The following is a 26,770-nucleotide window of genomic DNA, read 5'->3' on the forward strand; positions in this document are numbered from 1 at the left end:
GTTGTGTGTGGGTGGTGGGTGGTGTTTGTTTTTTTTTACATCCGGGGGGGGGGGGACAGCGGATCCGCTGTCCCACCCCGCACCCGTGTGGTGCTCTCCCGTCACGGGGTGAGCCGGTGCACACCCCCCTGGACCGTGCCGACGTACAGCCGGCGGCCGTCCGTCGCGAGGCGGGTGGCGTCCAGGTTCTGGAGCCCGGTGGAGATGTTCTGCCAGCTCCGTCCGCCGTCGGTGGAGCGCAGCACGCCCCGGCCGCCGCGCGGCAGCGCCGTCTCCCACACGGCGGTGGCCGCCGCGTAGAGCGTGTTGCCGACCTCGACGATGTCGCTCACGCGCACCGGCAGTTCACCGGTGTCGCCCGTGCGGAACGTCCGCCCGCCGTCGTCCGAGACGCGGATCGTGTCGCCCCCGATCAGCAGCTTCGAACCCGTGCGCTCGATGGTGTCGACCGGGCCGTCCGCCACCTTGGTGACCGTGGCGCCGCCGTCGTCCGAGCGGTACAGACCGTCCGGTGCGCCCAGCAGCAGCTTCCGCGGGCTCTCCGGGTCACCCGAGACATAGGTGAAGTACGTGTCGTGGCGCAGGTTCTTCCACGTCGCACCGCCGTCCGTGGTGCTGAACAGGCCCGTGCTCTGCTGGTTGCCGTACCCGACGAGGATCCGGTCGGGGTCGGCCGGGTGCACGGCGAGGCTGGTCACCGTGCCCCCGCTGCGGCCCTTCTCCTCCCAGGTCAGACCCCGGTCCCCGCTGCGCTCGACGGAGAACCCGCCGAACGCGTCCGCCTGCGTCCGCCACACGACCCTGGAGTCCTGCGGCGAGACGGCGAGCCGCGACGTACCGCTGCCGACCGTGCCCTCGCCGCCCGTGGTGCCCCAGTCGGGGTCCGCGGCCGGGACGGTGGTGCGCTGGGTGCCGACGTCGTCGGCCGCCAGCAGGACGTCGCCGCTGACGGCCAGGTCGGCGATGGTGCCGCCCTGGATGCCGATGCGCCGGTAGTCCTTGCCCTCCGCCGTGCCCCGGTAGATGCCGTTGCTGCTGGCGGACAACGTCAGTGAGCCGTCGCTCCAGCGGTCGACGTCGGTCAGCACGGACGAGGTGCTCACGCCCGGCAGCAGCGACCAGTCGCGCCCGTGGTCGCGACCGACCCGGATGCCGTCGTACGTACCCAGATAGAGGTCGCCGCCGCTCGCGGTGAGGCCGTTGACGCCGTAGCCCTCGTCGACCAGCGTCGACCAGGTCGCGCCGCCGTCGTGCGAGCCGACGACACCCGTACCGATCACATACGCCGCCACGACTCCGCTGTCCGCGGCGATCTCGACGGTCGGGCCGCCCTGGGAGTCGTACACCTGCCGTGCCTCGCCGAGCACGCCCGACGCGACTCCGGTGCGGGCCCACACCGCGTCGCCGGTGGCGAAGTACAGGGTGTCGCCGCCGATCGCCGCCTGGTAGACCGTGCCCGGTACGCCGGTCGGTCCGGACGACCAGTGGTCGCCGCCGTCCGTGCTGATCTGGAGCCCGCCCTCGGTGACCGCGATCAGGGTGCGGGTGCGCTCATCGGAGATGAGCTGCGTGATCAGGGAATCGGGAGTGTCCAGGGTCTGCCAGGTGCGGCCCGCGTCCTCGGTGCGCAGGATCGAGGACGTACGGGGGAAGTTGCTCGCGCTGTTGACCGTGTACCACCAGCGGTCGGCGTCCTTCGCGTCGATGACCAGGCTGCCCGTGCCGGTCTGGTCGGTCACCGGGAGCCGGTCCAGCTGGCGCCATTCGTCGCCGTCGTCGGTGACCCAGGGGCCGGTCTTCCCGCCCTGGGTCAGTGCGGCCCGGCCCGGCCGGTTGGCCGCGACGGTGATCTGTCCGCTCTCGTCGTACGGACCGATCGGCGTCCAGCGGCTGTGCCGGCTGTCGGCAGGTGTCACCTCGAATCCGTCGCTGCCGCGCAGGGTCTGCCCGGTCGTGGTCCGGGCCCGGACGGACACCAGGTGGGTGCCCTCGGCCGCCCCGGTCACCCGCGCCTCGTAGACGTTGCCGGAGCGCAGGGTCGACCTGATCGCGTAGCTGCGGCCGTGCGGCGGCTTCACCGTCACGACGGGGGCCTCGGCGAGCGGCGCCGGGGTGAAGATCACGACGCCGGAGTTGCCGTCGCTGGGGTCGGGGCCCACCTGCACGAAGAGCTGCCGCACGACGAGGAGATAGGGCACCCGCACGGCCTTGCCGCCGGCCGGTGTCAGGGTCACCTCGCCGCTGATCTCGGCCTCGCCCGCAGGCCGGTCGGCACGCACGGTCACCGTCGCGACGGCGCTGCCTCCCGCCGGGACGCGCAGGGTGCGCGGGGATACGGTCGCGTCGCCGCTGACCCGGAGGCGTACCGAACGGGCCTCGTCCGAGGCGTTGTTCACCGTGAGCTCGCGTGTTCCGCCGACGGTGGAGCGCGCCGTGTCGGCGAGGCCGTAGGACAGGGAGCTCGGTGTCGTCGTGATCCCGGCGTCGGCCGCGTCCGCTGCGGCCGGGACGTCGAGGCGTCCTGAGCCGTAGCTCGTCGGTTCGCCGTCCGCCACCTTCGATGTGCTGCCGACCAGCTCGGAGCGGACCTCGTCCGGGGTCTGCTCCGGGTGAAGCTGGCGGATCAGGGCCGCGGCGCCCGCGACGTGCGGGGCGGCCATCGACGTACCGGACAGGCGGTAGTAGCCGGGCGCGTACACGGACTCGGGGACCGTGGAGAGAATGTCGTAGCCGGGCGCGACGAGGTCGGGCTTTTGGTTCCAGCCCAGGTCGGGGCCGCGCGAGGAGAACGACGGGATCCGGTCCGTCACATCCGTGCCGGTGAGGTTGATCTGCACCTTTCCTGCAGCCAGACGCCTGGAGAGCTCGGCGTACTGCGTCGAGTCGACGCCGAGCAGCACGAGCGAGTCCATCCGCATCGAGTCGCCGGACTCCTGGACGCCCGCGCTGTCCGCCGGGAGCTGGAGCGGATCGGCGGACGCGTCCGAGGCCCGGCCGTCGGGCACGGACAGGACCGGGCCGCCGCCGCCCGACGTGCCGCCGATGAGTGCGACGGCGCCGCGCCGTTCGGCTTCGCGGGCCTGCTCGATCTCCCAGGTGGTGACGTCCTGCGTCTGCTGGGAAACCGGCACTTCGAGCCGTACGGCCCTGCCGGTGAGGTCACCGGCCCGGTCCCAGTCCTCCGGGGCGCCCTGGCCGACGTCGACCAGCTCGGTGGGCAGGGGCTTCGCGGGCGGGTTGGCGGACAGCACACCGCGGTACGTCTGGATCTTCTCGCCGTCCGGGTAGGAGGCGCCCGGCAGGCGCAGCCCGCTGACGGACGCGCCGACCGCGATCACGCCGTCGGCCGCCGCGGGCGTCCCGACCGTGCCCGCGCCGGGGCCCTCGTTCCCCGCTGCCGCGACGACCACGACTCCGGCCCGGGTGGCGGCCGTCGCCGCGAGACCGAGCGGGTCGCCGCCGTCGCCGTAACCGCCGATGCTGAGGTTGATCACATCGGCGCGGTGCGGGTTGGCCGGGTCGACCGCGGCCTCGATCCCGGCAACGATGTCAGAGGTGATGCCCTCGCCGTTGGCGTTCATCACCTTGTACGCGGTGAGGTCGGCCCCGGGCGCGACGCCGGTCACTCCGCCCTTGGACGCGGCCTTTCCGGCGATGATCCCGGCGACGTGCGTGCCGTGGCCGTTGTCGTCCATCGGGTCGCCGTCGCCGTTGACGAAGTCGTGCCCGGCGACCACCTTGTGGCCATCGCCGAAGCCGCCGCCCAGGTCGGGGTGGGTGTAGTCGACCCCGCTGTCGAGTACGGCGACGGTCATGCCGGTGCCGTCGGCCCCCTTGCCGCCGGGGTCCTTGCGCTTCCAGACGTCCGGCGCGCCGATGAGCGGCACGCTGTCGTTGGTATACATCCTGACCTTGGCGTCCGGCTGGACGGAGACCACCCCGGGCAGCGCCCGCAGTGCCTCGACCTCGGAGGCCTTGACCGTCACCGCCACCGCGTTGACCAGCAGGTTCAGCTTGCGGGGTGAGGCCGGGTGCAGGCCGGCGCGCTTCGCTCCTTCGAGGAACGACTGCTGCCGGCCGGCCACGTCGCGGCGCGCCGAGGCTATGCCGTCCGCGTCGGCCGACCGGAGCCCGGCGCCGTTCGCGGACGCCGCCGCGCCCTTCAGGGTCACGATCACCCGCTGTGCCGGGTCGCTTCCCGGGGTCGCGGTCGCGGATGTCGGCGCCGCTGCGAGCAGTCCGCCGAGCGCGGCGGTCAGGGCGATGCCGGTGGTCAGTGCGCGCCGGTCGGACCGGCTCGATCTTCGGACGGTGCGGGGTGAACGGGGAACCCGAGGGATTGCCATGAGGAGATGACTAATCGCCGCGGCGGGGTCGGGGCAACGATTTGGCCTGGCCCATTGCTGTCACTGGCACACACGGGCCATGATCCGCCGCATGTCACAACTCACCGCAGCCGGTATCGACCCGTTCGACGAGAGTGTCTACCGGGCCATCCTGGTCCGGCACACCGCAGGCCCCGCGGACATTGCGGCCGACCTCGGATCCACACCCGAGCGCACCGGCAGGGCACTGGACAGGCTCCGGGAGAAAGGCCTGGTCGGACGCCTTTCGGGCAGCCGTCGCCGCTATGCCGCGATCGATCCGAACGGGGCGGTCGACGCCCTGGTGCGGGCCAGGACCGCCGAGCTCGACGGGGTGCGCGCGGCGGCCGGCGAGCTGTCACGGCTCTTCGCGACGGCCCGGCGCGGCAGCTCGGAGCAGGTCGAAGTGATCGACGGCAGCGAGGCGTTGGGCCGGTGGTTCGTACGGCTCCAGCAGGAGGCGCGCACCGAGGTCATCACGCTGGACCGGCCGCCGTACGCCCTCACCACCTCCAACCCCGTGGAGTCCGCCGCCCTTTCGCGCGGTGTGCGCTACCGCGCGGTGTACGCACCCGAGGCCCTGGAGTGGCCCGGTGTGCTCGGTGACATCCGGGAACTCGTCGCGCACGGCGAGCACGCCCGCGTGCTGCCCGGACTGCGGATCAAGCTCGCGATAGCGGACCGCAGGCTCGCCCTGATGCCGCTCACCCTGGACTTCACGGAGAACGTACGCGCCGCCGTCATCCGCCCCTCGGCGCTGCTCGACGGGCTGATCGACTACTGGGAGATGTGCTGGCGAACTGCCACGCCGCTCGACGCCCCGGCCGACGACCCGCTGGGCGCGGAGGACAGGCAGATGCTGACGTTGCTGGTCAGCGGCCTGAAGGACGAGGCGATCGCCCGTCAGCTGGGGTGGTCGGTACGGACGATGAGGCGCCGGATCAGCAGACTGCACGAGCAGTTGGGGGCGGCGAACCGCTTCCAGGCCGGGGTGATCGCCGCGCGGCGGGGATGGATCGAGGGCCCGTCGGTCACGGAACCGACGAGTGGTCCTGTCGGCCCCTGAGCCCCGAACTCGGGCAAAGGTGTGAGTTCTTGGAGTTTTGGTGGATGTGATTCGACGATTGTGACCGCGAATTAACACGCGCCTCTGGTGTTCTCGGTATACCGAGCCGAATACTGCGTGGCGGTCCGAGGGGGTGTCTCACCTCTTCATATGTGAACGGACCGCACCTGGAGGCATGTTGAACACCAACGCACCAAGATCGGGCGTAGCGGTCATCGCCGCCGCGGCCGTCATCGGCCTGACGGCGGGGATGATCTCCTCGCCGGCCGTGGCCGCGCAGCAGCCGCGGCAGACCGCCGATGCGGTGGCCGAGCGCTGGGTCATCCTCGTCACGGGTGACCGTGTCGCCGTCGACGGCAAGGGGCAGCCGGTCGTCATCGACCGGGCGCCGGGCCGCGAGCGCATACCGGTGGAGGTCCGCCGCACCGGCGGCCACACCCTGGTGGTGCCCGCGGACGCCGTGGTCAACCCGCTCCCCGCCGCGTACCGGATGTACCTCAACACCGGTGCGGAGCTCACCTGGGACCTCCAGGCGCGTCAGGCCGACGCGAACGGTCAGCTGGGACTGCGGCAGAACGACCCGGGGCGCACCTTCACCGCGGGCCGGAGATATCGCCTCGACTACAACATCGGGGTGTTCGGGCCGCGGGTGAACGGAGTCACGGCGGGCGTGCAGCGCTCGGGCGACGCCATCACGGCCGCGTTCCCGATGTTCGCCGACGGCGCCGGCCACACGGGCGCCACGGTGTGGGACGCCGGGGCGACGAAGACCACGCTCTACCGTGACGGCGAACCGGTCGGGACCGTCGCGGCCCCGCCGACGGGCGTCCGCTTCACCGTCCCGGCGGGGAAGGCCGCGTACCGGCTGACCACCTCGGCGGTGCCCGCGCTGACGGCGGCGGTCTCCACGCGGATCGACGCCGAGTGGACGTTCGTCTCGGACACCGCGGCCTCGCCGACGATGCTGCCGGTCTCCACGGTCCGCTTCACCCCGCGGCTCGGTCTCGATTCCTCGGCACCCGCAGGCCGGCTGCTGGCGGTGCCCGTGACGGTCGAGGGTGCGGCGGCGGACGGCAACACGAAGTCGCTGAAGGTCTCCGCGTCGGTCGACGGCGGAACGACCTGGAGGACGGTCGCCGTCCATCACGGGAAGCTGCTGCTCCGTACCCCGGAGGCGGGCGCCACGGTCTCTCTGAAGGCCGAGGTCACCGACCGGCAGGGCAACACGCTGACCCAGACGGTCATCGACGCCTACCGGGCGAAGTAGCGCGTGCGCGGCCGGCCGGCTCCCTTACGCGGGGCCGGCCTGCCGTGCGGGCCGCTCAGCTGACCAGCTCCACCGGGTGACGCCGGGCCGGCGCCCAGCAGCGGATGATGTCGCGCACCGAGACGACGCCCACCGGGCCGTCGTTGTCCAGCACGATCAGATGCCGGAAACCACCGTGTGTCATGGCCTCCGCTGCCTCTTCGAGGGTCCAGGTGGGGGCGGCGAAGACCACGTCGGTGGTGGTGTGGGCGGACGCGGTCTCCCGGTCGGGGTCCTGCCCCGCGCCGATCGCGTCGAGGATGTCGCGCTCGGTGATGATGCCGAGCCCGCAGGTGTCCGGGTCGTGGACGACGGCTGCTCCGACGCGGCGCGCCGACATCAGCCGGGCTGCCTGGCGGAGGGTGTGGGTCGGGCCGATGGTGAGGACCATCGTGCTCATGGCGTCTCGGACGAGCATGAAGGGAGCCACCTCCTCGGTGAGCCGACTCTGTGAGCCGATTCACAAGTTCACAAGTGGGGGGACTCTCAGAGTTGCACCCTTGGGCGCAGTCAACAAGGGGTGGGCGGGAACGGCCGAGGGGCGCGCGAGAGCGCGCCCCTCGGGCGTCGCGCGCCTCCGGCCGCGTCCTGTCCTCAGTAGCGCTGGTTGAGATAGCCCAGCAGCTCGTGGTGGAGCAGCCCGTTGGAGGCCGCCGCGTTTCCGCCGCCGGGGCCGGAGACCCCGTCCAGGCTGGTGAACTTCCCGCCCGCCTCCTGGACGATGATCGCGTTGGCGGCCATGTCCCACAGGGAGAGCTCGGGTTCCGCGCAGATGTCCACCGAACCCTCGGCGACCATCATGTACGGCCAGAAGTCCCCGTATCCACGCGTCCGCCAGCAGGCACGGGTGAGGTCCATGAAGCCGTCGAGCCGGCCCTGCTCCTCCCAGCCCGTCATCGAGGCGTACGCGAACGAGGAGTCCGCGATCCGCTCGACCTTCGACACGTGGAGCCGGGTCGCGGAGGTCAGGCTGCGGCCGGAGAACGCTCCGGCGCCCTTCGCCGCCCACCAGCGGCGGCTCAGCGCGGGGGCCGACACCACGCCGACGACGGGCTGGAAGCCGTTCTCCCCGGCCTCCATCAGCGAGATCAGCGTCGCCCACACGGGCACACCGCGTACGTAGTTCTTGGTGCCGTCGATCGGGTCGATGACCCAGCGCCGCGGCCCGGTGCCCTCGAGCCCGTACTCCTCGCCGAGGATCGCGTCGCGTGGCCGGGCCCGCTGCAGATGGCCGCGGATCAGCTCCTCGGCATTCTTGTCGGCCTCGCTCACCGGAGTCATGTCCGGCTTGGTCTCGACCTTCAGATCGAGAGCCTTGAACCGGTCCATGGTCGCCGCGTCGGCGGCATCCGCCAGGACGTGGGCAAGGCGCAGGTCATCGTGGTAATCGGGCATGTCGTCACAGTATCCACAGCCACCCACCAGGGCTACAGGGCCCCGGGCAGCGAAGCGGTGCGAGGTCTCTTGACAGGGTGCGGCGGCGCGTCAACTCTGAATCGCGGGTCCCCGGGTGTGGGAGGCGGCGATGGCGACAGCGCGCGAAGCCCTGCTGGACGCCGCCCTCGCGGCGGTCGCCGGCCGGCCCTGGGCGGCCGTGCGGATGGTCGACGTCGCGGCCGGTGCGGGAGTGTCCCGGCAGACCCTCTACAACGAGTTCGGCAGCAAGGACGGACTGGCCCGCGCACTGATCCGGCGCGCTGCCGACGGCTATCTCGCCGGGGTCGAAAGAGCACTGGACGGCGGGGAGGGACCGGCCGCCGTAGCCCTCTGGACCGTCCGCTGCGCCCGGACGAACGCACTGGTCAGGGCGTTACTGACCGGCCTCAGTAGTGAGCGGCTGCCTCGCCCCGTAAGCACTGTCCCGCCGTCACGGACCGTCCCGTCGTCGGCGGTGCCCGCCCAGCGCCGTGCCGACGCCGCGATGCCGAGCCCGGCCGAGCTGCTGGCCCTCGTACGCGACCGTGCGGTGGCCGTCCTGGGGGACGGGCGGCCGGGCCGCGACACCGCGGAGCTGGCGGTGACCTGCGAGATCGCTCTCAGACTCGCGCTCTCGTACGCCCTCGTCCCGTCGGCCCGCGCGGACGCGGAGGCGGGAGACCCGGCGCCGCTGGTGCGCGAGGCGGTGGCGCGGCAGCCGTTCCGGCAGGCCGGTCAGTGCGAGGAGCCGGAGAGCTGGAGGCCGATCACGCCGAGGATCACCAGCGAGATCGAGACCAGCTTGAGCGTGGAGACCACGTCGTCGAGGAAGATCATCCCGTAGATCGCGGTACCGGCGGCGCCGATTCCGGTCCACACCGCGTAGGCCGGGCCCACGTCCAGCTTCTTCAGCGAGAGCGTCAGCAGTCCGAAGCTGCCGAGAGCGAAGACGCAGAACGCGACCGTCGGCCAGAGCCGGGTGAATCCGTGGGAGAGCTTCAGACACACGGCGAAGCCCGTCTCCAGCAGCCCCGCTACCACGACCAGCAGCCACGCCATCGCCGGTTCCCTCCCACGTAGTGACTGCTTCGTCTCACTCGGTGCGATTATGCACTTACCAGTCGTGGGAGCACGCAAACGTGCGCGAGTCGCGCAGGTCCCTCAGTCGCCCTCGCGCCGTTCCCGGGTGGCGAGCAGCCGGTGCAGTGAGTCGAGCCGTGCCGGATCGGCGTGGCCCGAGGCCACCCAGGCGGCGAGCGCGCATTCCGGTTGCTGGTCGTCGTGGGTGCAGCCGCGCGGGCAGTTCTCGGTGCCGGGCTCCAGGTCCGGGAAGGCCAGGATCACCCGGGACGGGTCGACGTGGTGCAGCCCGAACGAGCGCACCCCGGGGGTGTCGATCACCCATCCGCGCGCGTCCGGAAGAGGGAGTGCGAGCGCCGACGTGGTGGTGTGCCTGCCCCGGCCCGTGACCGCGTTGACGACACCGGTCGTACGCCGCTTGTCCTTCGGTACCAGGGCGTTGACCAGGGTGGTCTTGCCGACCCCGGAGTGCCCGACGAACGCGGTGACCCGGTCGTTCAGCTGCTCGCGCACGATCTCTGCCGCATCGCCGTTCTCCAGCTCCTCACGGCTGGTGACGATGTACGGGACGCCCAGCGGCGTGTACGCGGCGAGCAGCGCGTCCGGCGAGGCCAGGTCCGACTTGGTGAGCACGAGGAGCGGGGTGAGTCCGCCGTCGTACGCCGCCACGAGGCAGCGGTCGATCATGCGCGGGCGCGGTTCCGGATCGGCGAGAGCGGTGACGATCGCCAGCTGGTCCGCGTTGGCGACGACCACGCGCTCGTACGGATCGTCGTCGTCGGCCGTGCGCCGCAGCACCGAGCGGCGCGCGCCGATACGGACGATGCGGGCCAGGGTGTCCTTGTCGCCGGACAGGTCGCCGACGATGGAGACGGTGTCGCCCACCACGGCGGCCTTGCGGCCCAGCTCGCGGGCCTTCATCGCCAGCACCGTACGACCGTCGACGAGGCAGGTGAGCCGGCCCCGGTCGACGGTGAGGACCATGCCGTCCTGGGCCTCTTCGTGCTTGGGCCGCGTGTGCGTACGTGGCCGGTTGCCCTTGGGGTTGGGGCGGACGCGGATGTCGTCCTCGTCGGGGTTCTTGCCGTAGCGGCGCATGTCGTCAGGCCCCGAGCGTTCCGGTGGACGCGAGCATCGCGGTCCACATCTCCGGGAAGTCCGGCAGGGTCTTCGCGGTCGTGCCCACGTTCTCGATCTCCACGCCGGGAACGGCGAGGCCGATGATCGAACCGGCCGTGGCCATCCGGTGGTCGTCGTACGTGTGGAAGGTGCCGCCGTGCAGCGGGCGCGGCCGGATGTGCAGGCCGTCGGCGGTCTCGGTGACGTCGCCGCCGAGCTCGTTGATCTCCTTGGTGAGCGCCGCCAGCCGGTCCGTCTCGTGCAGCCGCAGATGGGCCACGCCGCTCAGGGTGGAGGGGGAGTCGGCGAGTGCGGCGACGGCCGCGATGCCCGGAGTCAGCTCGCCGACCTCGCTGAGGTCGACGTCGATGCCGTGGATGCGGCCGGAGCCGGTGAAGGTGAGCCCGCGTTCGGTCAGCTCGCAGCTGCCGCCCATCGCGGTGAAGATCTCGCGCAGCGCGTCACCGGGCTGGGTGGTGCGCAGCGGCCAGTCGGGGACGGTGACCCTGCCGCCGGTGACCAGCGCGGCGGCGAGGAACGGCTGCGCGTTGGAGAGGTCCGGCTCGACGGTCAGATCGCGGCCGAGCAGCGCCGAGGGGGAGACGCGCCAGACATTGGGCTCGCCGCCCGTCTCCGGCTCGTCGACCTGGGCTCCGACGGTCCGCAGCATGTCGACCGTCATCCGGATGTGCGGCATGGACGGGAGCGTCGAGCCCGTGTGACGTACCTCGACACCCTGGTTGAAGCGGGGGGCCGACAGCAGAAGGGCGGAGATGAACTGGGAGGACGAGGAGGCGTCGATCTCCACCGGACCGCCGTCCAGCGCACCCGCGCCGTGGACGGTCATCGGCAGCGCGCCGCGCGCCTCGTCGTCGATCCGGGCGCCGAGGGCGCGCAGTGCGTCGATCACGCCGTGCAGGGGGCGCTCGTAGGAGCGGGCGTCGCCGTCGAAACGGATGGGGCCGTCGGCGAGGGTCGCGACGGGCGGCAGGAAGCGCATGACCGTTCCGGCGTTGCCGACGTCGATGGTGGCCGGTCCGTGCAGCCCCGCCGGGATGACGCGCCATGCCTCGCCCGAGCCGTCGGGGCCGACGCCCTCCTCGATGCCGACGCCCATCGTGCGCAGCGCCTGGGCCATCAGCAGGGTGTCGCGCGAGCGCAGCGGGCGCCGCAGCCAGCCCGGCTCGGACGAGAGGGCGGCGAGGACGAGCGCCCGGTTGGTGACCGACTTCGATCCGGGCACGGTGACGGTCGCGTCGACGGCCCCGCTCGCGTGGGGGGCGGGCCAGAGGGCGGGGTGCACGGAACTTTCGGTCATGGCCCTCACTTTAGTGGCTTCCTGCAAACCCAGATCTAGGTCAAATAGGTGGAAACCAGGCCGTAACGTGAGGGTGGTACAAGCCGCGGGGCGCCGCCGGCCGTCACAGCCCGAGCAGCCAGCGCCCGCCGCCGATCAGCGAGCAGAGCGACACCGCGTGGAAGAGGAACAGCCAGAGTGCCGCCGGTGCGTCCGTGAGCCGCGCGAGCTGGTCCGCGTCGGAGTCCGGCGCACCGCCGTGCCTCCGTTTGGACTGCAGCTCGAAGGCCGGACGTACGCCGCCCAGCAACAGGAACCAGACCGCTGTGTACGCGAAGACCGACTGCCACGCGGCCGAGGCCAGCCAGGACACCAGCAGGAAGGTCGCGCCGGTGAGGATCACCGTCAGCGCCCCGTACACATTGCGGATCATCACCAGCATCACCGCGAGCAGCGCCGTGGCCAGCCACAGCAGCAAAGTGATCCTGCCGTTGACCAGCAGCCACGCCCCGCCGAGGCCGAGCAGCGGAGGTGCGGTGTACCCCGCGGCGGCCGTGAGGATCATGCCGATCCCGGTCGGCTTGCCGCGGCTCACGGTCAGCCCGCTGGTGTCCGAGTGCAGCCGGATACCGGAGAGCTGCCGCCCGGTGAGCAGGGCGACGAGTCCGTGGCCGCCCTCGTGCGCGATGGTGATCGCGTTCCGCGACAGCCGCCATATGAGATTGGGTACGACGGCGACGAGGGCGGCCGTGGCGGTCACGACCACCAGCCACTGCTCGGGCAGCGGCTGGGTGCCGAAGACGCGGTTCCACAGATCGCCCAGATCGGTGCTGTCCATAGGCCGGGCGGCTCCTTGCGTTCGTGACGGGAGGTCGTGGCAGTCTGGCACTTATGTGCGGACGGTATGCAGCGAGTCGGCGGCCCGAGGATCTGACCGGGCTCTTCGGGGTGGAGAAGTGGGAACCGGCCGAGGCCCTTGAGCCCGACTGGAACGTGGCGCCGACCAAAGAGGTCTACGCCGTACTGGAACGTCCTGTGAAGGACGCGGACGATCAACGCCCGGTTCGCCAGCTCCGTGCCCTGAAGTGGGGACTCGTACCCTCCTGGGCGAAGTCGCCCGAGGGTGCCGCGCGCATGATCAACGCCCGCGCCGAGACGGTGCACGAGAAGCCGTCCTTCCGCCGCCCCTTCACGTCGAGGCGCTGCATCCTGCCCGCCGACGGCTACTACGAGTGGGTCACCGGCGCCGATGAACGTCAGCTGGAGGAGAAGGGCAGGAAGAAGCGGCCCCGCAAGCAGCCGTACTTCGTGACGCCCGCCGACGGATCGGTCTTCGCGATGGCCGGGCTGTACGAGTTCTGGCGCGACCGGACCCTTCCCGACGACCACCCCCAGGCCTGGTGGGTGACCTGTTCGGTGATCACGACCGAGGCGGAGACCTCGCCGCTCGCGGTCGCCCCGGCCGAGGGGCCAGCAGCGCTCGCCGATATCCACCCCCGGATGCCGCTGATGCTGATGCCGGACCGGTGGGATGCGTGGCTGGATCCCTCGCGCACCGATGCCGAGGAGCTGAAGGGGCTGCTGACCCCGCCGCCCGGGGGGCTCATGCGGGCCTATCCGGTGGCCACGGCGGTCAGCAACGTCCGCAACAACGGGGCCGAGCTGCTGGAGGAGCTGGCGGCGCCGGAGGTGGGGACGCTGTTCTGAGGCTTCTGCTTGATTGGATGACCTCCGTGAGCCGTACAGAGAACGTGCAGACCGTCGACACGGACGCCGGGACCGCCCGGATCACCTGGGCGCTTCCCCCGAAGGCCCGCCTCGTGCTCGCCCTCGGGCACGGCGCGGGCGGCGGGATCGAGGCCCGGGACCTCAAGGCGCTCGCCGCCGCGCTGCCCGGCGAGGGGGTGGCCGTCGCCCTGGTGGAGCAGCCGTGGCGGGTGGCAGGGAAGAAGCTCGCGCCCGCGCCCAAGACCCTGGACACCGGATGGCGGGGGCTGTGGCCCGCACTGGCCGCGCCCGGCCTGCCGGTCGTCGCCGGAGGGCGCAGCGCGGGCGCCCGGGTCGCCTGCCGTACGGCGTCGGAGCTCGGCGCCCACGCAGTCCTCGCACTCAGCTTCCCGCTGCACCCTCCTGGCAGGCCGGAGAAGTCCCGTGCGGACGAACTCCTGGGGGCGGGGGTGCCCACGCTTGTCGTCCAGGGCGGCAACGACCCCTTCGGCCGGCCCGCCGAATTCCCCGCGGGGGAGTACGAACTCGCCGGGGTGGAGTACGGGGACCACGCCTTCGCCGTACCGAAGAGGTCGGGGCTGAACGAGGATCAGGTGATGGCCGTCATCACCGGCGCGGCGACCCGGTGGCTGACTTCGCTGATGTGACGTACACCCCGGGAATGATGAGTGAGGGGCCACTGTTATTCGGGACGTCGGTACAACTACGTCGTTTGTGGAGAGGGAGTCCGTCGCATGGGTTCGACCATCTGCCCGCGCCGCTCGAACACCGCTGACCTGGAGTGGACGGTGCTGCATGCGGCGAAGACCGCTCCCGAGCGGGCACTGAGCGGACCGGATCGACAGCCCGCCTCGAACCAAGGTCGACTATTCTCCGATTCGAGCGGGTCCGGTTTCGGCTCCGCCACATCGTTGGAGGAGGTGGGTCCGGTCACTGGGACCGACACAGGGACCGACGACGGCCGCGCAGAGGAGACGACCGCCGAGCGGAACGCACGCTTCGAGCGGGACGCCCTCGGTTTTCTCGACCAGATGTACTCGGCCGCGCTGCGCATGACGCGCAACCCGGCCGATGCCGAGGACCTGGTCCAGGAGACGTACGCCAAGGCGTACGGCTCCTTCCACCAGTTCCGTGAGGGCACCAACCTCAAGGCGTGGATGTACCGCATCCTTACCAACACCTTCATCAACTCGTATCGCAAGAAGCAGCGCGAGCCCCAGCGCAGTGCGGCCGAGGAGATCGAGGACTGGCAGCTGGCGCGCGCCGAGTCGCACATGTCGACCGGTCTGCGTTCCGCCGAGTCCCAGGCCCTCGACCACCTGCCGGACTCCGACGTGAAGGCCGCGCTCCAGGCGATCCCCGAAGAGTTCCGCATCGCCGTCTATCTCGCGGACGTAGAGGGCTTTGCCTACAAGGAGATCGCGGACATCATGGGGACTCCCATCGGTACGGTGATGTCCCGACTGCACCGCGGACGCCGGCAACTGCGCGGCATGCTGGAGGACTACGCCCGTGAGCGCGGGCTCGTCCCCGCCGGTGCCGGTGAGTCGGACGATCGGAAAGGCTCGGCCTCATGAGCTGCGGAGAGCCGCACGAGACGGATTGCTCAGAGGTTCTCGATCATCTCTATGAGTTCCTCGACCATGAGATGCCCGAGGGCGACTGCACGAAGTTCGAGGTGCACTTCGAGGAGTGCTCCCCGTGCCTGGAGAAGTACGGCCTGGAGCAGGCCGTGAAGAAGCTGGTGAAGCGCTGCTGCGGCCAGGACGATGTCCCGACCGATCTGCGCTCGAAGGTGATGGGCCGGATCGACCTGATCCGCTCGGGACAGGCGGTCCCCGAGCAGGACCTGTCGATCGACAGCGCGGCCATGCCGGCGCCCGCGGCGGACTGACCGCACCACCACCGCAGTATCCGAGGGCACGCCGTCGCACGGCGTGCCCTCGGGCGTATCACCTGAGCCCCACTCCTATCACCCGAATGTGCTAATCGGACTCATCGGGGCTCGGCCGCCCTTTCAACTCGCTAGCCTGGCGCCTCCATTGACCACGCGGGGGGCGGGCGGTACGGGTGAGGAGCACACCGGGGGCGGCACGCGCCTGCATTCTGGGCGCGGTGGTCTGCGCCCTTCTGTGTTCCCTGCCCGTGTGGGCCCCTGGCGCCGGCACGCCCTGGGGCACGCTGGTCCTGCTCACGGCGCTCTATCTCGTCTGTGAACTTCCCGGCCGCTGCCCCTTCTTCGGCAGTTCCGTGCCGATCAGCGCCGGATCGTTCTTTCCGCTGTTGCTCGCCGCCGCCTTCCTGCTGCCCCCGGCCGCCGCGGCCCTCGTGTCCGTCCCCGGTTCGCTCGTCGGCCGGGTGGAGCAGCCGCCCTTCGCCGCCCGCCGTATCTGGCGGGCCGCGCAGCTCTCGCTCACCGTCTGGGCCGCCTCGTGGACCCACACCGCGCTCGGCGGCCCCGGCACACTCGGCGGTGGCGGCGGCGGTGGGGTCTCCGGTGCGCCGGACTTTCCTTACGCCCTGCTGCCCGCCTGCGCCGCGGCCCTCGTCTTCAGCCTCGTCCTGACCGCGCTGGACGGCTGCATCCTCGTCGCGGCCGAGCGGCGGCCCGCCCGGCACGCCTGGCGCGGACTGCTTCCGCACTCGCTGGGACCGCACCTGGTGCACGCGCTCGCCGGGCTGATGATGGCCGTCCTGTGGCGCAGCTCGTACGGACCGCTGTCCGCGCTCTTCGTCCTGCTGCCGATGTACATCTCCTGCTGGGTGTTCGCCCAGTACCACCGCGAGCACGCCGCGCACCGGGCGACGATCAGGGCGCTGGTGCAGGCCGTCGACATCAAGGACAAGTACACCCGCGGGCACAGCGAGCGGGTGGGCCGGGCCTCCGTCCTGATCGCCCGCGAACTCGGCATGGAGGAGCGCCGGCTCGAAGCGCTCCGGTTCGCCGGGATCCTCCACGATGTCGGCAAGCTCGGCGTCCCCACCCGGGTCCTGCGCAAGGACGGTCCGCTCACACCGGAGGAGCGCCGGGTCATCGAACTGCATCCGGAGTACGGGCACGAGATCGTCCGGGGCATCGGATTCCTGGACGAGGCGCGTGCGGCGATCCTGCACCACCACGAGCGGCTCGACGGCAGCGGCTATCCGTACGGCCTCAGCGGGCGCCAGATCCCCGAGTTCGCCCGGGTCGTGGCCGTCGCCGACGCCTTCGACGCGATGACGTCCACCCGGTCCTACCGGCGGGGGCGGCCCGTTCCCGCCGCTGTCGCGGAGCTCGAACGGTGCGCGGGCACCCAGTTCGATCCGCAGATGGTGGGGGCGCTGGCGCGGGGGCTGGCGCGGCACGGGTGGTCGGCGGCGACCACGGCCGTCACGGCGGACGAGGTGGCGGTGCCGGGGCCCAGGGAGGCAGGCCCCGAACCGGCGGACGGGCTCCGTACGTCCGTGGAGCGTCCCGGGTGAGGTGGCAGAGGCGGTGGCGGGGTGTGCGCCCCGCAGTGACGGCCGTCCGGGGGGCCGCGCTCGTCCTCACCGTCGCGGCGTTCGCCCACACCCTCTGGTACGGCATCGCAGAGCCCGGGCACGCCCTCGCCTTCGCCGCCCTCGTGGTGACCGGCGAGCTGGCGCGCTGGGGCGCCCTGCCGGGGGAGCGGGAGCCCGCACCCCTCGGGGCCGCCGGAGCCCTCGCGTACGCCCTGCTGGGACGCAGTGGCGGTGAGCCCACCACGCACGGGGCCCTCCAGGTGGTCACAGTCGTCGTCGCCGCCCAGCTCGTCGCCGCCGTGCCCCATGTGGCGCGCGGCAGCGGCCCCGGAGCCGACCTGGCCGCCCGCCGCATCCTGACCGTCGGCTTCGCCGCCGTGTGCTTCCAGCCCCTCTACAACTCCGGCCAGACCGTCCTGTGGTTCGGCGAGGGCCCGTACTTCGCGCTCTTCCTGCTTCTGCTGCTGGCCCTGACCGCCCTGTGCGACGCCGTGCTCGCCGCCCTGCTGCTGCACTCCCGCACCCGCTATCCGTACGGTCCCCTGCTCCGCGACGAGCTGCGGGCCCTCATCGGCATCGGTTCGGCGGTCTGCGCGACCGGCGCGGTGATGGCGATCGGGGTGGCCGTGGCGGGGCTGTGGGCGCTGCCCGTCCTGTGCGTACCCCTGCTGCTCACCCAGGTGTCCTACCGCAGGTACGCGGCGGTCCGTACGACCTACCGGCAGACCATCGCCTCACTGGCCCGCTCCACCGAGATCGCCGGCTACACCCCGCACGGGCATGCCCGCCGGGTCGCCGAGCTCTCCACCGCCGTGGGCCGTGAGCTCGGCCTTTCCGGGTCCGAGCTGACCGTCCTGGAGTACGCGGCGCTGATGCACGACATCGGTCAGCTCTCGCTCGTGGACCCGGTGTCCGAGGGGGCCACCGCCACCCTCCCGGCCGCCGATCAGCGCCGTATCGCGCTCCTGGGCGGGGCGGTGGTCCGCCAGACCGGGGTGGCCACCGCGGTCGCGGTGGTGGTGGAGCAGCAGGCCGACCCGTACCGGGAGCAGCCCCTCACCGCCAGGATTGTCCGGGCGGTCAACGCATACGACGACCTGTGCGGGGAAAGTGCCATCGGGCCGCTCGGCGCCCTGGAACAACTCAGACTGGGCACCGGCCGCGACTATCAGCCGCAGGTTGTGGAAGCGCTGGCGGCAGTCCTGGCAAGGGGCGGTCTGACCCAGCTCCGGGCTGGGTAACCCATGGGTAATGAGCGGGCGTCCGGCCGGGCATGGTTGGATGCGAAAGTAGAGCGAAAACGAGGGTGTCCAGTCGGGACAGGCGGGAATCGTGAGGATCTTCGGGAAGGTACGGCATCGGCCATCCGCCTCTTGGCGGCAGGCCACGGACCGCGCGTTCACGCTGATCGGCGACGGCCGGTACGAGGACGCGGGGGCGCTGCTGACACGCGCGGTTGACCTGGAACCCTGGCTCTCCGAGTCCTGGTTCAATCTGGCGCTGCTGCACAAATTCAGGCACGACTGGGAGCAGGCGAGAGCCGCGGGCCTGCGGGCCGTCGCGCTCCTGGACCGGGAGTCCGGGGCCCCCGACTGGTGGAACGTCGGGATCGCGGCCACCGCGCTCCAGGACTGGCCACTGGCCCGCAGGGCCTGGCAGGCGTACGGGCTCAAGGTCCCGGGCAACGGGCAGCACAGCGCCGCGGCCACCAGCGAGCCGCTCGGCATGGAGCTGGGCAGCGCGGCGGTCCGGCTGTCGCCCGAGGGCGAGTCCGAGGTCGTCTGGGGCCGCAGGCTGGACCCGGCCCGGATGGAAGTGCTGTCGATTCCGCTGCCCTCGTCCGGGCGGCGCTGGGGCGAGGTCGTCCTGCACGACGGGGTGCCGCACGGCGAGCGGGTCACCGCCGCCGGGCCCTCGTACCCCGTGTTCGACGAGATCGAGCTGTGGGCGCCCTCTCCCGTACCCACCTGGGTCGTGCTCCTGGAGGCCGCCACCGAGGCGGACCGGGACGCGCTGGAGCAGCTGGCGTCCGACGCCGGGTTCGCCGCCGAGGACTGGTCGTCATCCGTACGGCTGCTGTGCCGGGCCTGCTCGGAGAGCCGGATGGAGAGCGACGAGGGCGACGGCGAGCACCTCGATCCGCATGATCACAGTGAACCGGGCCACCCGGGGCCGCTGGGCCACCGCACCGCGGGCGACCTGTGGGTGCCGGAGCGCGAATGCGGTCTCGCGGCACCGGCGGGCCTGGTGCGCGGGCTGCTGGACGGCTGGGTCGCGGACAGTCCGGACAGCCGCGAGTGGCGGGATCTCGAAGAAGTCTGCTGACCGGTGCCCGTAGGCTGTACGGGCACCGAATTCCGGTGCCGGTTATCCCGAAGTTCACGGGTTTCAGGTTTGCAGGAAGGCGTACGGCGGACATGTCGCAGCAGGAGACGGACGAGCAGATCAGCGTCGACGACGAGGGATTCCTCGTCGACACCGAGGACTGCGAGGCGCGTGAGGCGGCGTACCGCGAGCGCGGCACCTCGCGGCCGATCACGGTCGTGGGCAACCCGGTGCTCCACAAGGAGTGCAAGGACGTCACCGCGTTCGACGACGAGCTGGGCCGGCTGATCGACGACATGTTCGCCAGCCAGCGGACGGCCGAGGGCGTGGGCCTGGCCGCCAACCAGATCGGCGTCGACCTCAAGGTCTTCGTCTACGACTGCATGGACGACGACGGAGTGCGGCACGTCGGCGCGATCTGCAACCCGGTCCTGGAGGAGCTGCCTCCCGAGGACCGCATCCTCGACGACGCCAACGAGGGCTGCCTCTCCGTCCCGACGGCGTACGCCGCGCTGGCCCGCCCCGACTACGCGGTCGTGCGCGGGCAGGACGCGAAGGGCAACGCGGTCAGGGTGCGGGGCAACGGCTACTTCGCGCGCTGCCTCCAGCACGAGACGGACCACCTGTACGGCTACCTGTACATCGACCGGCTCTCCAAGCGCGACCGCAAGGACGCGCTGCGGCAGATGGCCGAGGGCACGCCGCGCTACGAGGTCGTCTCCAACGGCTGAGACGTCAGCCTGCTGCGATCGGGCCCCGTTTCCGGTACGACCGGGGACGGGGCCCGCTTCCTTCGGTGCAACTTCTGTTCCTCCAGGCGTAGTTGACGCGCGTCGACTCGTCCGACAGTCTCACCCCAACACCTCACCGTGTAGGGAGTTCCCCCATGCTCAGACGTAGCGCACACGCCCTGCTCAGCCTTGTCATGGCCATGGCTTTCGCGATCGGCGGAGCCGTACTGACCGCCGGTCCCGCACAGGCCGACGGCTGCTTCACCTGGACCAGGACCCTCTCGGCCGGAGCGACCGGCAACGATGTCACCCAGCTCCAGATACGCGTGGCCGGCTACCCCGGATACAACGCCGTGCTCGGCATCGACGGCTCGTACGGCCCGGCCACCACCGCCGCGGTCAAGCGCTTCCAGTCCGCGTACGGCCTCGCCGCCGACGGCGTCGCCGGTCCCGCAACGCAGTCCAAGCTCTACGCGCTCCAGGACGACGACTGCACCCCGATCCACTTCACGTACCCCGAGCTCAACAACTGCAACAGCACCTGGGCCGGCGGAGCGGTCGCCGCGGGCACGGCGAAAGCCAACGCCCTGAGCTCGATGTGGAAGCTGGAGGCGCTCCGGCACGCGCTCGGCGACCAGTCCATCCGGGTCACCAGCGGCTTCCGGTCCTACTCCTGCAACTCGGCGGTCGGCGGGGCCTCGAACAGCCGCCATCTGTACGGCGACGCCGTCGACCTCGGCTCGGGACCGCACTCCCTGTGCACCATCGCCAAGCAGGCCCGTAACCACGGCTTCAACGGGATTCTCGGCCCGGGCTACCCCGGCCACGGTGACCACATCCACGTCAACCAGGGGCCCAGCCACTTCTGGTCGGCGTCCAGCTGCGGCATCTGAGCCCACGCGAACAGGAGCCCCGTCCGGGACCGTGAATCCGGACGGGGCCCTAGGGGTGTGTCAGCCGGCCGAGAGCTCGGCGCCGACCTCCAGCGGAGCGCCCAGGTACCTCTTGCCGCGCGAGGCGTCCAGGCGCTGGCCGTTCTCCCTTGAGGTCCGAGCCGCACTATCAACGTGATCACAAAGCGTCACAACCTGCGCCGCCGGCTCACCGGCGAAGCCGGCGGCTTCTGACTGTGCACGTGGCGCTCGTGTGATCTTGATGCTTAGACGTCAGATCTGTTGCAGGTCAGGCCACTTCTGGCATCGCTGTCGGTCCGCGGAAGGTCCGGCGGTAGGTGTTCGGAGTGGTGCCGAGCGAGCGTACGAACTGGTGGCGCAGCGCCGCCGCGTTGCCGAAGCCGGTCCGGCCGGCGATCGTGTCCATGGTCTCGTCGGAGGTCTCCAGCAGGTGCTGGGCCAGCAGCACCCGTTGCCGCAGCAGCCAGCGGTACGGGGTGGTCCCGGTCTCCTGCTGGAAGCGGCGTGCGAAGGTGCGCGGCGACATGCACGCCTGGGCGGCGAGCTGCTCGACCGTCATCTCCTGGTCGAGGTGGCGCTCCATCCAGGCGAGCGTGCCGCCGACCCTGTCGCACGAGGTGCGGGGCAGCGGGCGCTTGATGTACTGCGCCTGCCCGCCGTCGCGGTGCGGCGGCACGACCATGCGGCGGGCGAGGGTGTTGGCGGCTTCCTGGCCGTACTCCTGCCGGATCAGGTGCAGACAGGCGTCGATGCCCGCCGCCGTGCCCGCCGATGAGATGACCTGGCCCTCGTCCACGTACAGCACATCGGGTTCGACGATCGCCCGGGGGAAGCGGCGGGCCAGCTCGGCGGCGTGGCGCCAGTGCGTGGTGCAGCGCCGTCCGTCCAGCAGTCCGGCCGCGCCGAGGACGTACGCGCCGGAGCAGACGCTCAGCACCCGCGCGCCGCGCTCCACGGCCCGGCGCAGGGCGTCCAGCACCTCTTCCGGGTACTCCCGCTGCATGAAGTGGCTGCCCGCCGGTACGGCGATGAGGTCGGCCTCGTCCAGCCGGTCCAGGCCGTACGGCGTGCTGATGGTGAATCCGGCGTGGGTCCGCAGGACCGGACCCTCGGCGGAGACCACCGCGAAGTCGTGGACCGGCAGGCCCTCGTCGCTGCGGTCGAGTCCGAAGACCTCGCACAGCACGCCGAGTTCGAAGGGGTGCACCTCGTCGAGGAGCAGAGCGGCGACATTTTTCAGCATGACGACAGTGTGGCAGTAATTCGATGCTGTGTGTCAGTCCTGCCACTGCCGGAATCCGCCTCGACGGACGACAGTAGAGGCATGAACACATTCGTGAACTACCTGGGCACAGCCGCACTTTTCACCCTCGTCCTGCTGCCCGCGCTCGTGGGGCTCGCGCGGGAGCGCCGGATCGACCGTGAGCTGAGGGGAACGGAAGGGCAACAGAGCGCGGGGGGCGCCGCGCGGCCGGTCAAGGCCACGCGGCGCCCCCACATCCGGTCCTGGGCGAGGATCTAGAGGATCCAGAGGATCTAGAAGTCGTCGTCGAAGCCGACCGAGCCCTCCACCGCCACCTGGTAGGCGGACGGCCGGCGCTCGAAGAAGTTGGTCAGCTCCTGGACGCCCTGGAGCTCCATGAACGAGAACGGATTCTCGGAGCCGTACACCGCGGGGAATCCCAGCCGGGTGAGCCGCTGGTCGGCGACGCACTGGAGGTACTCGCGCATGGACTCGGTGTTCATGCCGGGCAGCCCGTCGCCGCACAGGTCCTGGCCGAACTGGAGCTCCGCGTCGACGGCCTCCCTCAGCATGTCGGTGACCTGCTGCTGGAGTTCGTCGTCGAAGAGCTCCGGCTCCTCCTTGCGGACGGTGTCCACCACCTCGAACGCGAAGTTCATGTGCATCGTCTCGTCCCGGAAGACCCAGTTGGTGCCCGTGGCGAGACCGTGCAGCAGCCCGCGCGAGCGGAACCAGTAGACGTACGCGAACGCGCCGTAGAAGAACAGCCCCTCGATGCACGCCGCGAAGCAGATCAGATTCAGCAGGAAGCGGCGGCGGTCGGCCTTCGTCTCCAGCCGGTCGAGCTTCTCGACCTCGTTGATCCACTTGAAGCAGAACTGCGCCTTCTCGCGGATCGAGGGGATCTCCTCGACCGCGTCGAACGCCGCCGCGCGGTCGTCCGGGTCGGGCAGATACGTGTCGAGCAGCGTCAGATAGAACTGGACGTGCACGGCCTCCTCGAAGAGCTGCCGCGACAGGTACAGCCGTGCTTCGGGGGAGTTGATGTGCTTGTACAGCGTCAGTACGAGGTTGTTGGAGACGATCGAGTCACCCGTCGCGAAGAACGCGACGAGCCGGCCGATCATGTGCTGCTCGCCGGGCGAGAGCTTCGCGAGGTCGGCGACGTCGGAGTGGAGGTCGACCTCCTCCACGGTCCAGGTGTTCTTGATCGCGTCGCGGTAGCGCTCGTAGAAGTCCGGGTAGCGCATGGGCCGCAGGGTCAGTTCGAAGCCCGGGTCGAGAAGGTTCTTGTCGCTCATGATTACTGGCACGCCTCGCAGGACTCGGGGTTTTCGAGGGAGCAGGCGATCGCGTCCGCGTCGGGAGCGGCTGCCTGCACGGGAATCGGGGCCGCGGAGGCCGCGCGCGCGATCCGGGTCGCCGGGCGCGAACGCAGGTAGTACGTCGTCTTCAGCCCCTGCTTCCAGGCGTACGCGTACATCGAGGACAGCTTGCCGATCGTCGGCGTCTCCAGGAACAGGTTCAGCGACTGGCTCTGGTCGAGGAACGGCGTACGGGCCGCCGCCATGTCGATCAGTCCGCGCTGCGGGATCTCCCACGCCGTGCGGTACAGCGCCCTTACGTCCTCCGGGATCCAGGCGAAGCCTTGCACCGAGCCACTGGCGTCGCGCAGCGCCTCGCGGGTGCGGGCGTCCCAGACGCCGAGCCGCTTCAGCTCGTCGACCAGATAGCCGTTGACCTGGAGGAACTCACCGCTGAGCGTCTCGCGCTTGAAGAGGTTTGAGACCTGCGGCTCGATGCACTCGTACACCCCGGCGATCGAGGCGATCGTCGCGGTCGGAGCGATGGCGAGCAGGAGGGAGTTACGCATACCGGTCTTCGCGACCCGGGCGCGCAGGGCGTCCCAGCGCTCCGGCCAGTTCAGCTCGGTGCCGTAGTGGTCGGGGTGCAGCACCCCGCGGGCGGTGCGCGTCTCTGACCAGGCGGGCAGGGGTCCTGAGCGCTCCGCGAGATCGCAGGACGCCTCGTAGGCGGCGAGCATGATCCGCTCGGAGATCTTCGTGGACAGCGCCCGCGCCGCGGGGGAGTCGAACGGCAGCCGCAGCTGGAAGAAGACGTCCTGGAGGCCCATCGCGCCCAGGCCCACCGGGCGCCAGCGGGCGTTGGAGCGGCCTGCCTGCTCGGTCGGGTAGAAGTTGATGTCGACGACCCGGTCGAGGAAGGTCACCGCGGTACGGACCGTGGAGTCCAGGCGCTCCCAGTCGATGTCCCCGTCGGCCACGAAGGCGCCCAGGTTGACCGAGCCGAGGTTGCAGACGGCCGTCTCGCCGTCGTCCGTGACCTCCAGGATCTCGGTGCACAGGTTCGACGAGTGGACCACACGGCCAGGCTCGGCGGTCTGGTTGGCGGTGCGGTTGGAGGCGTCCTTGAACGTCATCCAGCCCTGGCCGGTCTGCGCGAGCGTCCGCATCATCCGGCCGTACAGGTCACGCGCCGGCATGGTCTTGCGGGCGAGACCCGCGTCCTCCGCCGCGCGGTACGCCGCGTCGAACTCCTCGCCCCACAGGTCGACCAGCTCGGGCACGTCGGCGGGCGAGAACAGCGACCACCGGCCGTCCGAGTCGACCCGGCGCATGAACTCGTCCGGAATCCAGTGGGCGAGGTTGAGGTTGTGCGTACGCCGCTGGTCCTCGCCCGTGTTGTCGCGCAGTTCGAGGAACTCCTCGATGTCCGCGTGCCAGGTCTCCAGGTACACGGCGGCTGCGCCCTTGCGGCGGCCCCCCTGGTTGACCGCGGCGACCGAGGCGTCCAGCGTCTTGAGGAACGGCACGATGCCGTTGGAGTGCCCGTTGGTGCCGCGGATCAGCGAACCGCGGGCGCGGATACGGGAGTACGAGAGGCCGATGCCGCCCGCGTGCTTGGAGAGCCGGGCCACCTGGTGGTAGCGGTCGTAGATCGAGTCGAGCTCGTCGAGCGGCGAGTCCAGCAGGTAGCAGGAGGACATCTGCGGGTGCCGGGTACCGGAGTTGAAGAGCGTGGGGGAGGACGGGAGGTAGTCGAGCCGGCTCATCAGGCCGTACAGGGCGGCGACCTCGTCCAGCGCATCCGGGGTCTCGTCCTCGGCGAGACCGGCCGCGACGCGCAGCATGAAGTGCTGCGGGGTCTCGATCACCTCACGGGTCAGCGGGTGGCGCAGCAGATAGCGGCTGTACAGCGTCCGCAGTCCGAAGTAGCCGAACCTGTCGTCCGCGCCGCCCACCAGCGAGGCGCCGACGAGGGCGTCGAGCCGGGACGCGTGGACCCGGACGAACTGGGCGGTGCGGTCCGCGATCAGACCCTCGCGGTGTCCGACGGCGACCGAGGCGGAGAAGGAGACGGCGCCCTGTCCTGCCGCCTCGTCCGCGATCGTACGGGTGAGGAGCCGGGCGGCGAGCCGGGAGTAGGCGGGGTCCTCGGAGATCAGGCCGGCGGCGGCCTCCGTGGCCAGCGAGCGCAGCTCGGCCTCGTCCGACCGGGCGTTACGGCCGCGCAGCGCGGCGGCGGCGACGCGGCCGGGGTCGGTGTCGGGCAGATCGGCCGTGAGGTCGGTGAGGGTCCGCAGCAGCGCGGTCCCGGGTCCGTCCGTCGTGGCTTCGACGGCTGCCGTGCCCTGTACGGACCCGACGGCCGGCTCGGCGTTGTCTGCGGCTGAAACCGGATCGGCTGGCGCGATGGTCACCGGTGCTCTCTCTCGCTCGGCTCGGAGCCGAGCGGGGAGCGGGGGCAGCCGGGCAGAGCGGGGCCCGGAGGCGGCAGCACTGCGTGCGGCGTCCACCGGCCCATCCGCGAGGCCCGGACGTCTCTGCGTCCGGTTCGGTCGAGCCGGACGCGCTGCCGACAGGTCTTCGGACTTCGGATGTGCAAAAGCACACCGATCACACCGTTGCGGGACAGTTCCGGATTCGCACCGGATTCCCCTGCGGCGACAGCGAGCACGAGCATACATGTGGGGGCCGCCCGTTCAGGCAGCCCCCACATGTTGTGTCGTGCCGGATCAGAGTGCCAGCCGATACGTCAGCAGTCCGAGGCCCGGGAGGGGCTCCCAGTCCCGCTCCGGAGTCCGTACGAAGCCGAGGCGCCCGTAGATCCTGTGGGCGCCCACCATGAGCTCCGTCGTCGACAGGACGATGCCGGTGACCCCGTCCGTGGCCCGCGCCCGGTCGATGCAGGCCCGCACCAGCGCCTCCCCCGCCCCGCGCCCGCGCGCCGCTCCCGCGACGGCCAGCATCCGGAACTCGGCCTCGTCGGCCTGCGCGATATCGGCCCAGGGGTTCCCGGGCGGGGCGTACGTGACACCGCCGAGTACGGCACCGTCCGTCCCGACCGCGACGAGCACCTCGGCCTCGGCGTCCCGCCGGGGCACGGCCCGCAGTTCGGCCAGATACGGATCATCCGCGCCGAAGTCCAGCAGCCCGTCGCCGAGATACGCCTGGGCGGTGATCTCGCCCAGCGTTCCGTGCTCCCCGGGCTTGATGCGCCTGATCGACATGTCCATGCGGGTGAGTGTGCCGCATGGCTGCCGGATGGACGTACCGGATATGCGACGGGCCGCCGCGCCCCCGGGGGGCGGGGGGGGGGGGGCCCGGGCGCGCGCCCCCCCCCGTACCAGGTACGCAGGCAGGGAACGCCAGGAGTCCCGGAAGCAGGAGCAGTGGC

At 71.2% G+C, this 26,770-nt stretch carries 23 protein-coding genes, 1 pseudogene and 1 riboswitch; of the genes and pseudogenes, 13 read left to right on the forward strand and 11 right to left on the reverse strand.

Annotation, left to right across the window (positions count from 1 at the left end):
* Positions 1-101: 101 nt before the first annotated feature.
* Positions 102-4,346 (reverse strand): S8 family serine peptidase, encoded by a 4,245-nt coding sequence (locus ACWGO0_RS34775; RefSeq protein ID WP_453544043.1) that lies wholly within the window; start codon positions 4,344-4,346, stop codon positions 102-104.
* Between the two features lie 91 nt (positions 4,347-4,437).
* On the opposite strand from ACWGO0_RS34775, the gene ACWGO0_RS34780 reads away from it, so the two are divergent.
* Together ACWGO0_RS34780 and ACWGO0_RS34785 are read left to right on the forward strand one after the other, a co-directional pair.
* Positions 4,438-5,430: a helix-turn-helix transcriptional regulator gene (locus tag ACWGO0_RS34780; protein WP_453544045.1), complete on the forward strand. Its 993-nt coding sequence runs from the start codon at positions 4,438-4,440 to the stop codon at positions 5,428-5,430.
* 175 nt (positions 5,431-5,605) lie between these two features.
* Positions 5,606-6,697 carry a hypothetical protein gene (locus ACWGO0_RS34785; protein WP_453544047.1) on the forward strand — a complete coding sequence of 364 codons (1,092 nt, stop codon included), beginning with the start codon at positions 5,606-5,608 and terminating at the stop codon, positions 6,695-6,697.
* Between the two features lie 55 nt (positions 6,698-6,752).
* Here the strand turns inward: ACWGO0_RS34785 and ACWGO0_RS34790 are convergent, their stop codons facing one another.
* Both ACWGO0_RS34790 and hisN read right to left on the reverse strand, forming a co-directional pair.
* Complete coding sequence (locus ACWGO0_RS34790) at positions 6,753-7,154, reverse strand: CBS domain-containing protein (RefSeq protein ID WP_453544049.1); 402 nt, start codon at positions 7,152-7,154, stop codon at positions 6,753-6,755.
* 176 nt (positions 7,155-7,330) lie between these two features.
* Positions 7,331-8,131, reverse strand: coding sequence for a histidinol-phosphatase (hisN, locus tag ACWGO0_RS34795; RefSeq protein ID WP_453544051.1), 801 nt, complete (start codon positions 8,129-8,131; stop codon positions 7,331-7,333).
* A 130-nt stretch (positions 8,132-8,261) separates the two neighbouring features.
* Here hisN and ACWGO0_RS34800 point away from each other — a divergent pair.
* Positions 8,262-8,873 (forward strand): annotated as a pseudogene (locus ACWGO0_RS34800) (TetR/AcrR family transcriptional regulator); the annotation flags it as partial.
* A 14-nt stretch (positions 8,874-8,887) separates the two neighbouring features.
* Here ACWGO0_RS34800 and ACWGO0_RS34805 read toward each other — a convergent pair.
* From ACWGO0_RS34805 to ACWGO0_RS34820, 4 genes are all read right to left on the reverse strand, one after another.
* The gene (locus tag ACWGO0_RS34805; RefSeq protein ID WP_453544053.1) at positions 8,888-9,211 is read right to left on the reverse strand and encodes a DMT family transporter; all 324 of its coding nucleotides are present in this window, start codon (positions 9,209-9,211) and stop codon (positions 8,888-8,890) included.
* Positions 9,212-9,313: 102 nt separating this feature from the next.
* Positions 9,314-10,330 carry a ribosome small subunit-dependent GTPase A gene (gene rsgA, locus ACWGO0_RS34810; RefSeq protein ID WP_453544055.1) on the reverse strand — a complete coding sequence of 339 codons (1,017 nt, stop codon included), beginning with the start codon at positions 10,328-10,330 and terminating at the stop codon, positions 9,314-9,316.
* Positions 10,331-10,334: 4 nt separating this feature from the next.
* The gene (gene aroA, locus ACWGO0_RS34815) at positions 10,335-11,669 is read right to left on the reverse strand and encodes a 3-phosphoshikimate 1-carboxyvinyltransferase (RefSeq protein ID WP_453544057.1); all 1,335 of its coding nucleotides are present in this window, start codon (positions 11,667-11,669) and stop codon (positions 10,335-10,337) included.
* A 103-nt stretch (positions 11,670-11,772) separates the two neighbouring features.
* The gene (locus tag ACWGO0_RS34820) at positions 11,773-12,486 is read right to left on the reverse strand and encodes a M50 family metallopeptidase (RefSeq protein WP_453544059.1); all 714 of its coding nucleotides are present in this window, start codon (positions 12,484-12,486) and stop codon (positions 11,773-11,775) included.
* Between the two features lie 53 nt (positions 12,487-12,539).
* Between ACWGO0_RS34820 and ACWGO0_RS34825 the strand changes: the two genes are divergently transcribed.
* From ACWGO0_RS34825 to ACWGO0_RS34865, 9 genes are all read left to right on the forward strand, one after another.
* Positions 12,540-13,355 carry an SOS response-associated peptidase gene (locus ACWGO0_RS34825; RefSeq protein WP_453544061.1) on the forward strand — a complete coding sequence of 272 codons (816 nt, stop codon included), beginning with the start codon at positions 12,540-12,542 and terminating at the stop codon, positions 13,353-13,355.
* A 17-nt stretch (positions 13,356-13,372) separates the two neighbouring features.
* On the forward strand, positions 13,373-14,023 hold the full coding sequence (locus ACWGO0_RS34830) for an alpha/beta hydrolase family protein (RefSeq protein ID WP_453544063.1): 651 nt from the start codon (positions 13,373-13,375) through the stop codon (positions 14,021-14,023).
* Between the two features lie 273 nt (positions 14,024-14,296).
* Positions 14,297-14,953, forward strand: coding sequence for a sigma-70 family RNA polymerase sigma factor (locus ACWGO0_RS34835; RefSeq protein WP_195826154.1), 657 nt, complete (start codon positions 14,297-14,299; stop codon positions 14,951-14,953).
* Positions 14,950-15,270, forward strand: coding sequence for a mycothiol system anti-sigma-R factor (gene rsrA, locus ACWGO0_RS34840; RefSeq protein WP_453544065.1), 321 nt, complete (start codon positions 14,950-14,952; stop codon positions 15,268-15,270). The genes ACWGO0_RS34835 and rsrA overlap by 4 nt, the downstream gene beginning before the upstream one ends.
* Before the next feature lie 176 nt (positions 15,271-15,446).
* The gene (locus ACWGO0_RS34845; protein WP_453544067.1) at positions 15,447-16,838 is read left to right on the forward strand and encodes an HD-GYP domain-containing protein; all 1,392 of its coding nucleotides are present in this window, start codon (positions 15,447-15,449) and stop codon (positions 16,836-16,838) included.
* Entirely contained in the window at positions 16,835-18,100 is a 1,266-nt protein-coding gene (locus ACWGO0_RS34850) for an HD-GYP domain-containing protein (RefSeq protein WP_453544069.1), read from the forward strand. Before ACWGO0_RS34845 ends, ACWGO0_RS34850 begins: the two co-directional genes overlap by 4 nt.
* 91 nt (positions 18,101-18,191) lie before the next feature.
* Entirely contained in the window at positions 18,192-19,184 is a 993-nt protein-coding gene (locus ACWGO0_RS34855; RefSeq protein WP_382727628.1) for a tetratricopeptide repeat protein, read from the forward strand.
* Between the two features lie 92 nt (positions 19,185-19,276).
* Complete coding sequence (gene def, locus ACWGO0_RS34860; RefSeq protein WP_453544071.1) at positions 19,277-19,915, forward strand: peptide deformylase; 639 nt, start codon at positions 19,277-19,279, stop codon at positions 19,913-19,915.
* 155 nt (positions 19,916-20,070) lie between these two features.
* The gene (locus ACWGO0_RS34865; RefSeq protein ID WP_453544073.1) at positions 20,071-20,808 is read left to right on the forward strand and encodes a D-Ala-D-Ala carboxypeptidase family metallohydrolase; all 738 of its coding nucleotides are present in this window, start codon (positions 20,071-20,073) and stop codon (positions 20,806-20,808) included.
* 289 nt (positions 20,809-21,097) lie between these two features.
* Here ACWGO0_RS34865 and ACWGO0_RS34870 read toward each other — a convergent pair whose 3' ends face one another.
* Entirely contained in the window at positions 21,098-22,072 is a 975-nt protein-coding gene (locus tag ACWGO0_RS34870) for a helix-turn-helix domain-containing protein (protein WP_453544075.1), read from the reverse strand.
* Between the two features lie 81 nt (positions 22,073-22,153).
* Between ACWGO0_RS34870 and ACWGO0_RS34875 the strand changes: the two genes are divergently transcribed.
* Positions 22,154-22,351 carry a hypothetical protein gene (locus tag ACWGO0_RS34875; RefSeq protein ID WP_453544077.1) on the forward strand — a complete coding sequence of 66 codons (198 nt, stop codon included), beginning with the start codon at positions 22,154-22,156 and terminating at the stop codon, positions 22,349-22,351.
* A gap of 14 nt (positions 22,352-22,365) precedes the next feature.
* Here ACWGO0_RS34875 and ACWGO0_RS34880 read toward each other — a convergent pair whose 3' ends face one another.
* The 3 genes from ACWGO0_RS34880 to ACWGO0_RS34890 form a co-directional block, all read right to left on the reverse strand.
* On the reverse strand, positions 22,366-23,373 hold the full coding sequence (locus ACWGO0_RS34880; RefSeq protein ID WP_453544079.1) for a ribonucleotide-diphosphate reductase subunit beta: 1,008 nt from the start codon (positions 23,371-23,373) through the stop codon (positions 22,366-22,368).
* A gap of 2 nt (positions 23,374-23,375) precedes the next feature.
* Entirely contained in the window at positions 23,376-25,793 is a 2,418-nt protein-coding gene (locus ACWGO0_RS34885; protein ID WP_453544081.1) for a ribonucleoside-diphosphate reductase subunit alpha, read from the reverse strand.
* A 140-nt stretch (positions 25,794-25,933) separates the two neighbouring features.
* Positions 25,934-26,056, reverse strand: a riboswitch (cobalamin riboswitch).
* A 52-nt stretch (positions 26,057-26,108) separates the two neighbouring features.
* Positions 26,109-26,609, reverse strand: coding sequence for a GNAT family N-acetyltransferase (locus tag ACWGO0_RS34890; RefSeq protein WP_453544083.1), 501 nt, complete (start codon positions 26,607-26,609; stop codon positions 26,109-26,111).
* Positions 26,610-26,770 lie beyond the last annotated feature (161 nt).

This window comes from Streptomyces sp. NPDC055749 (assembly GCF_053617235.1).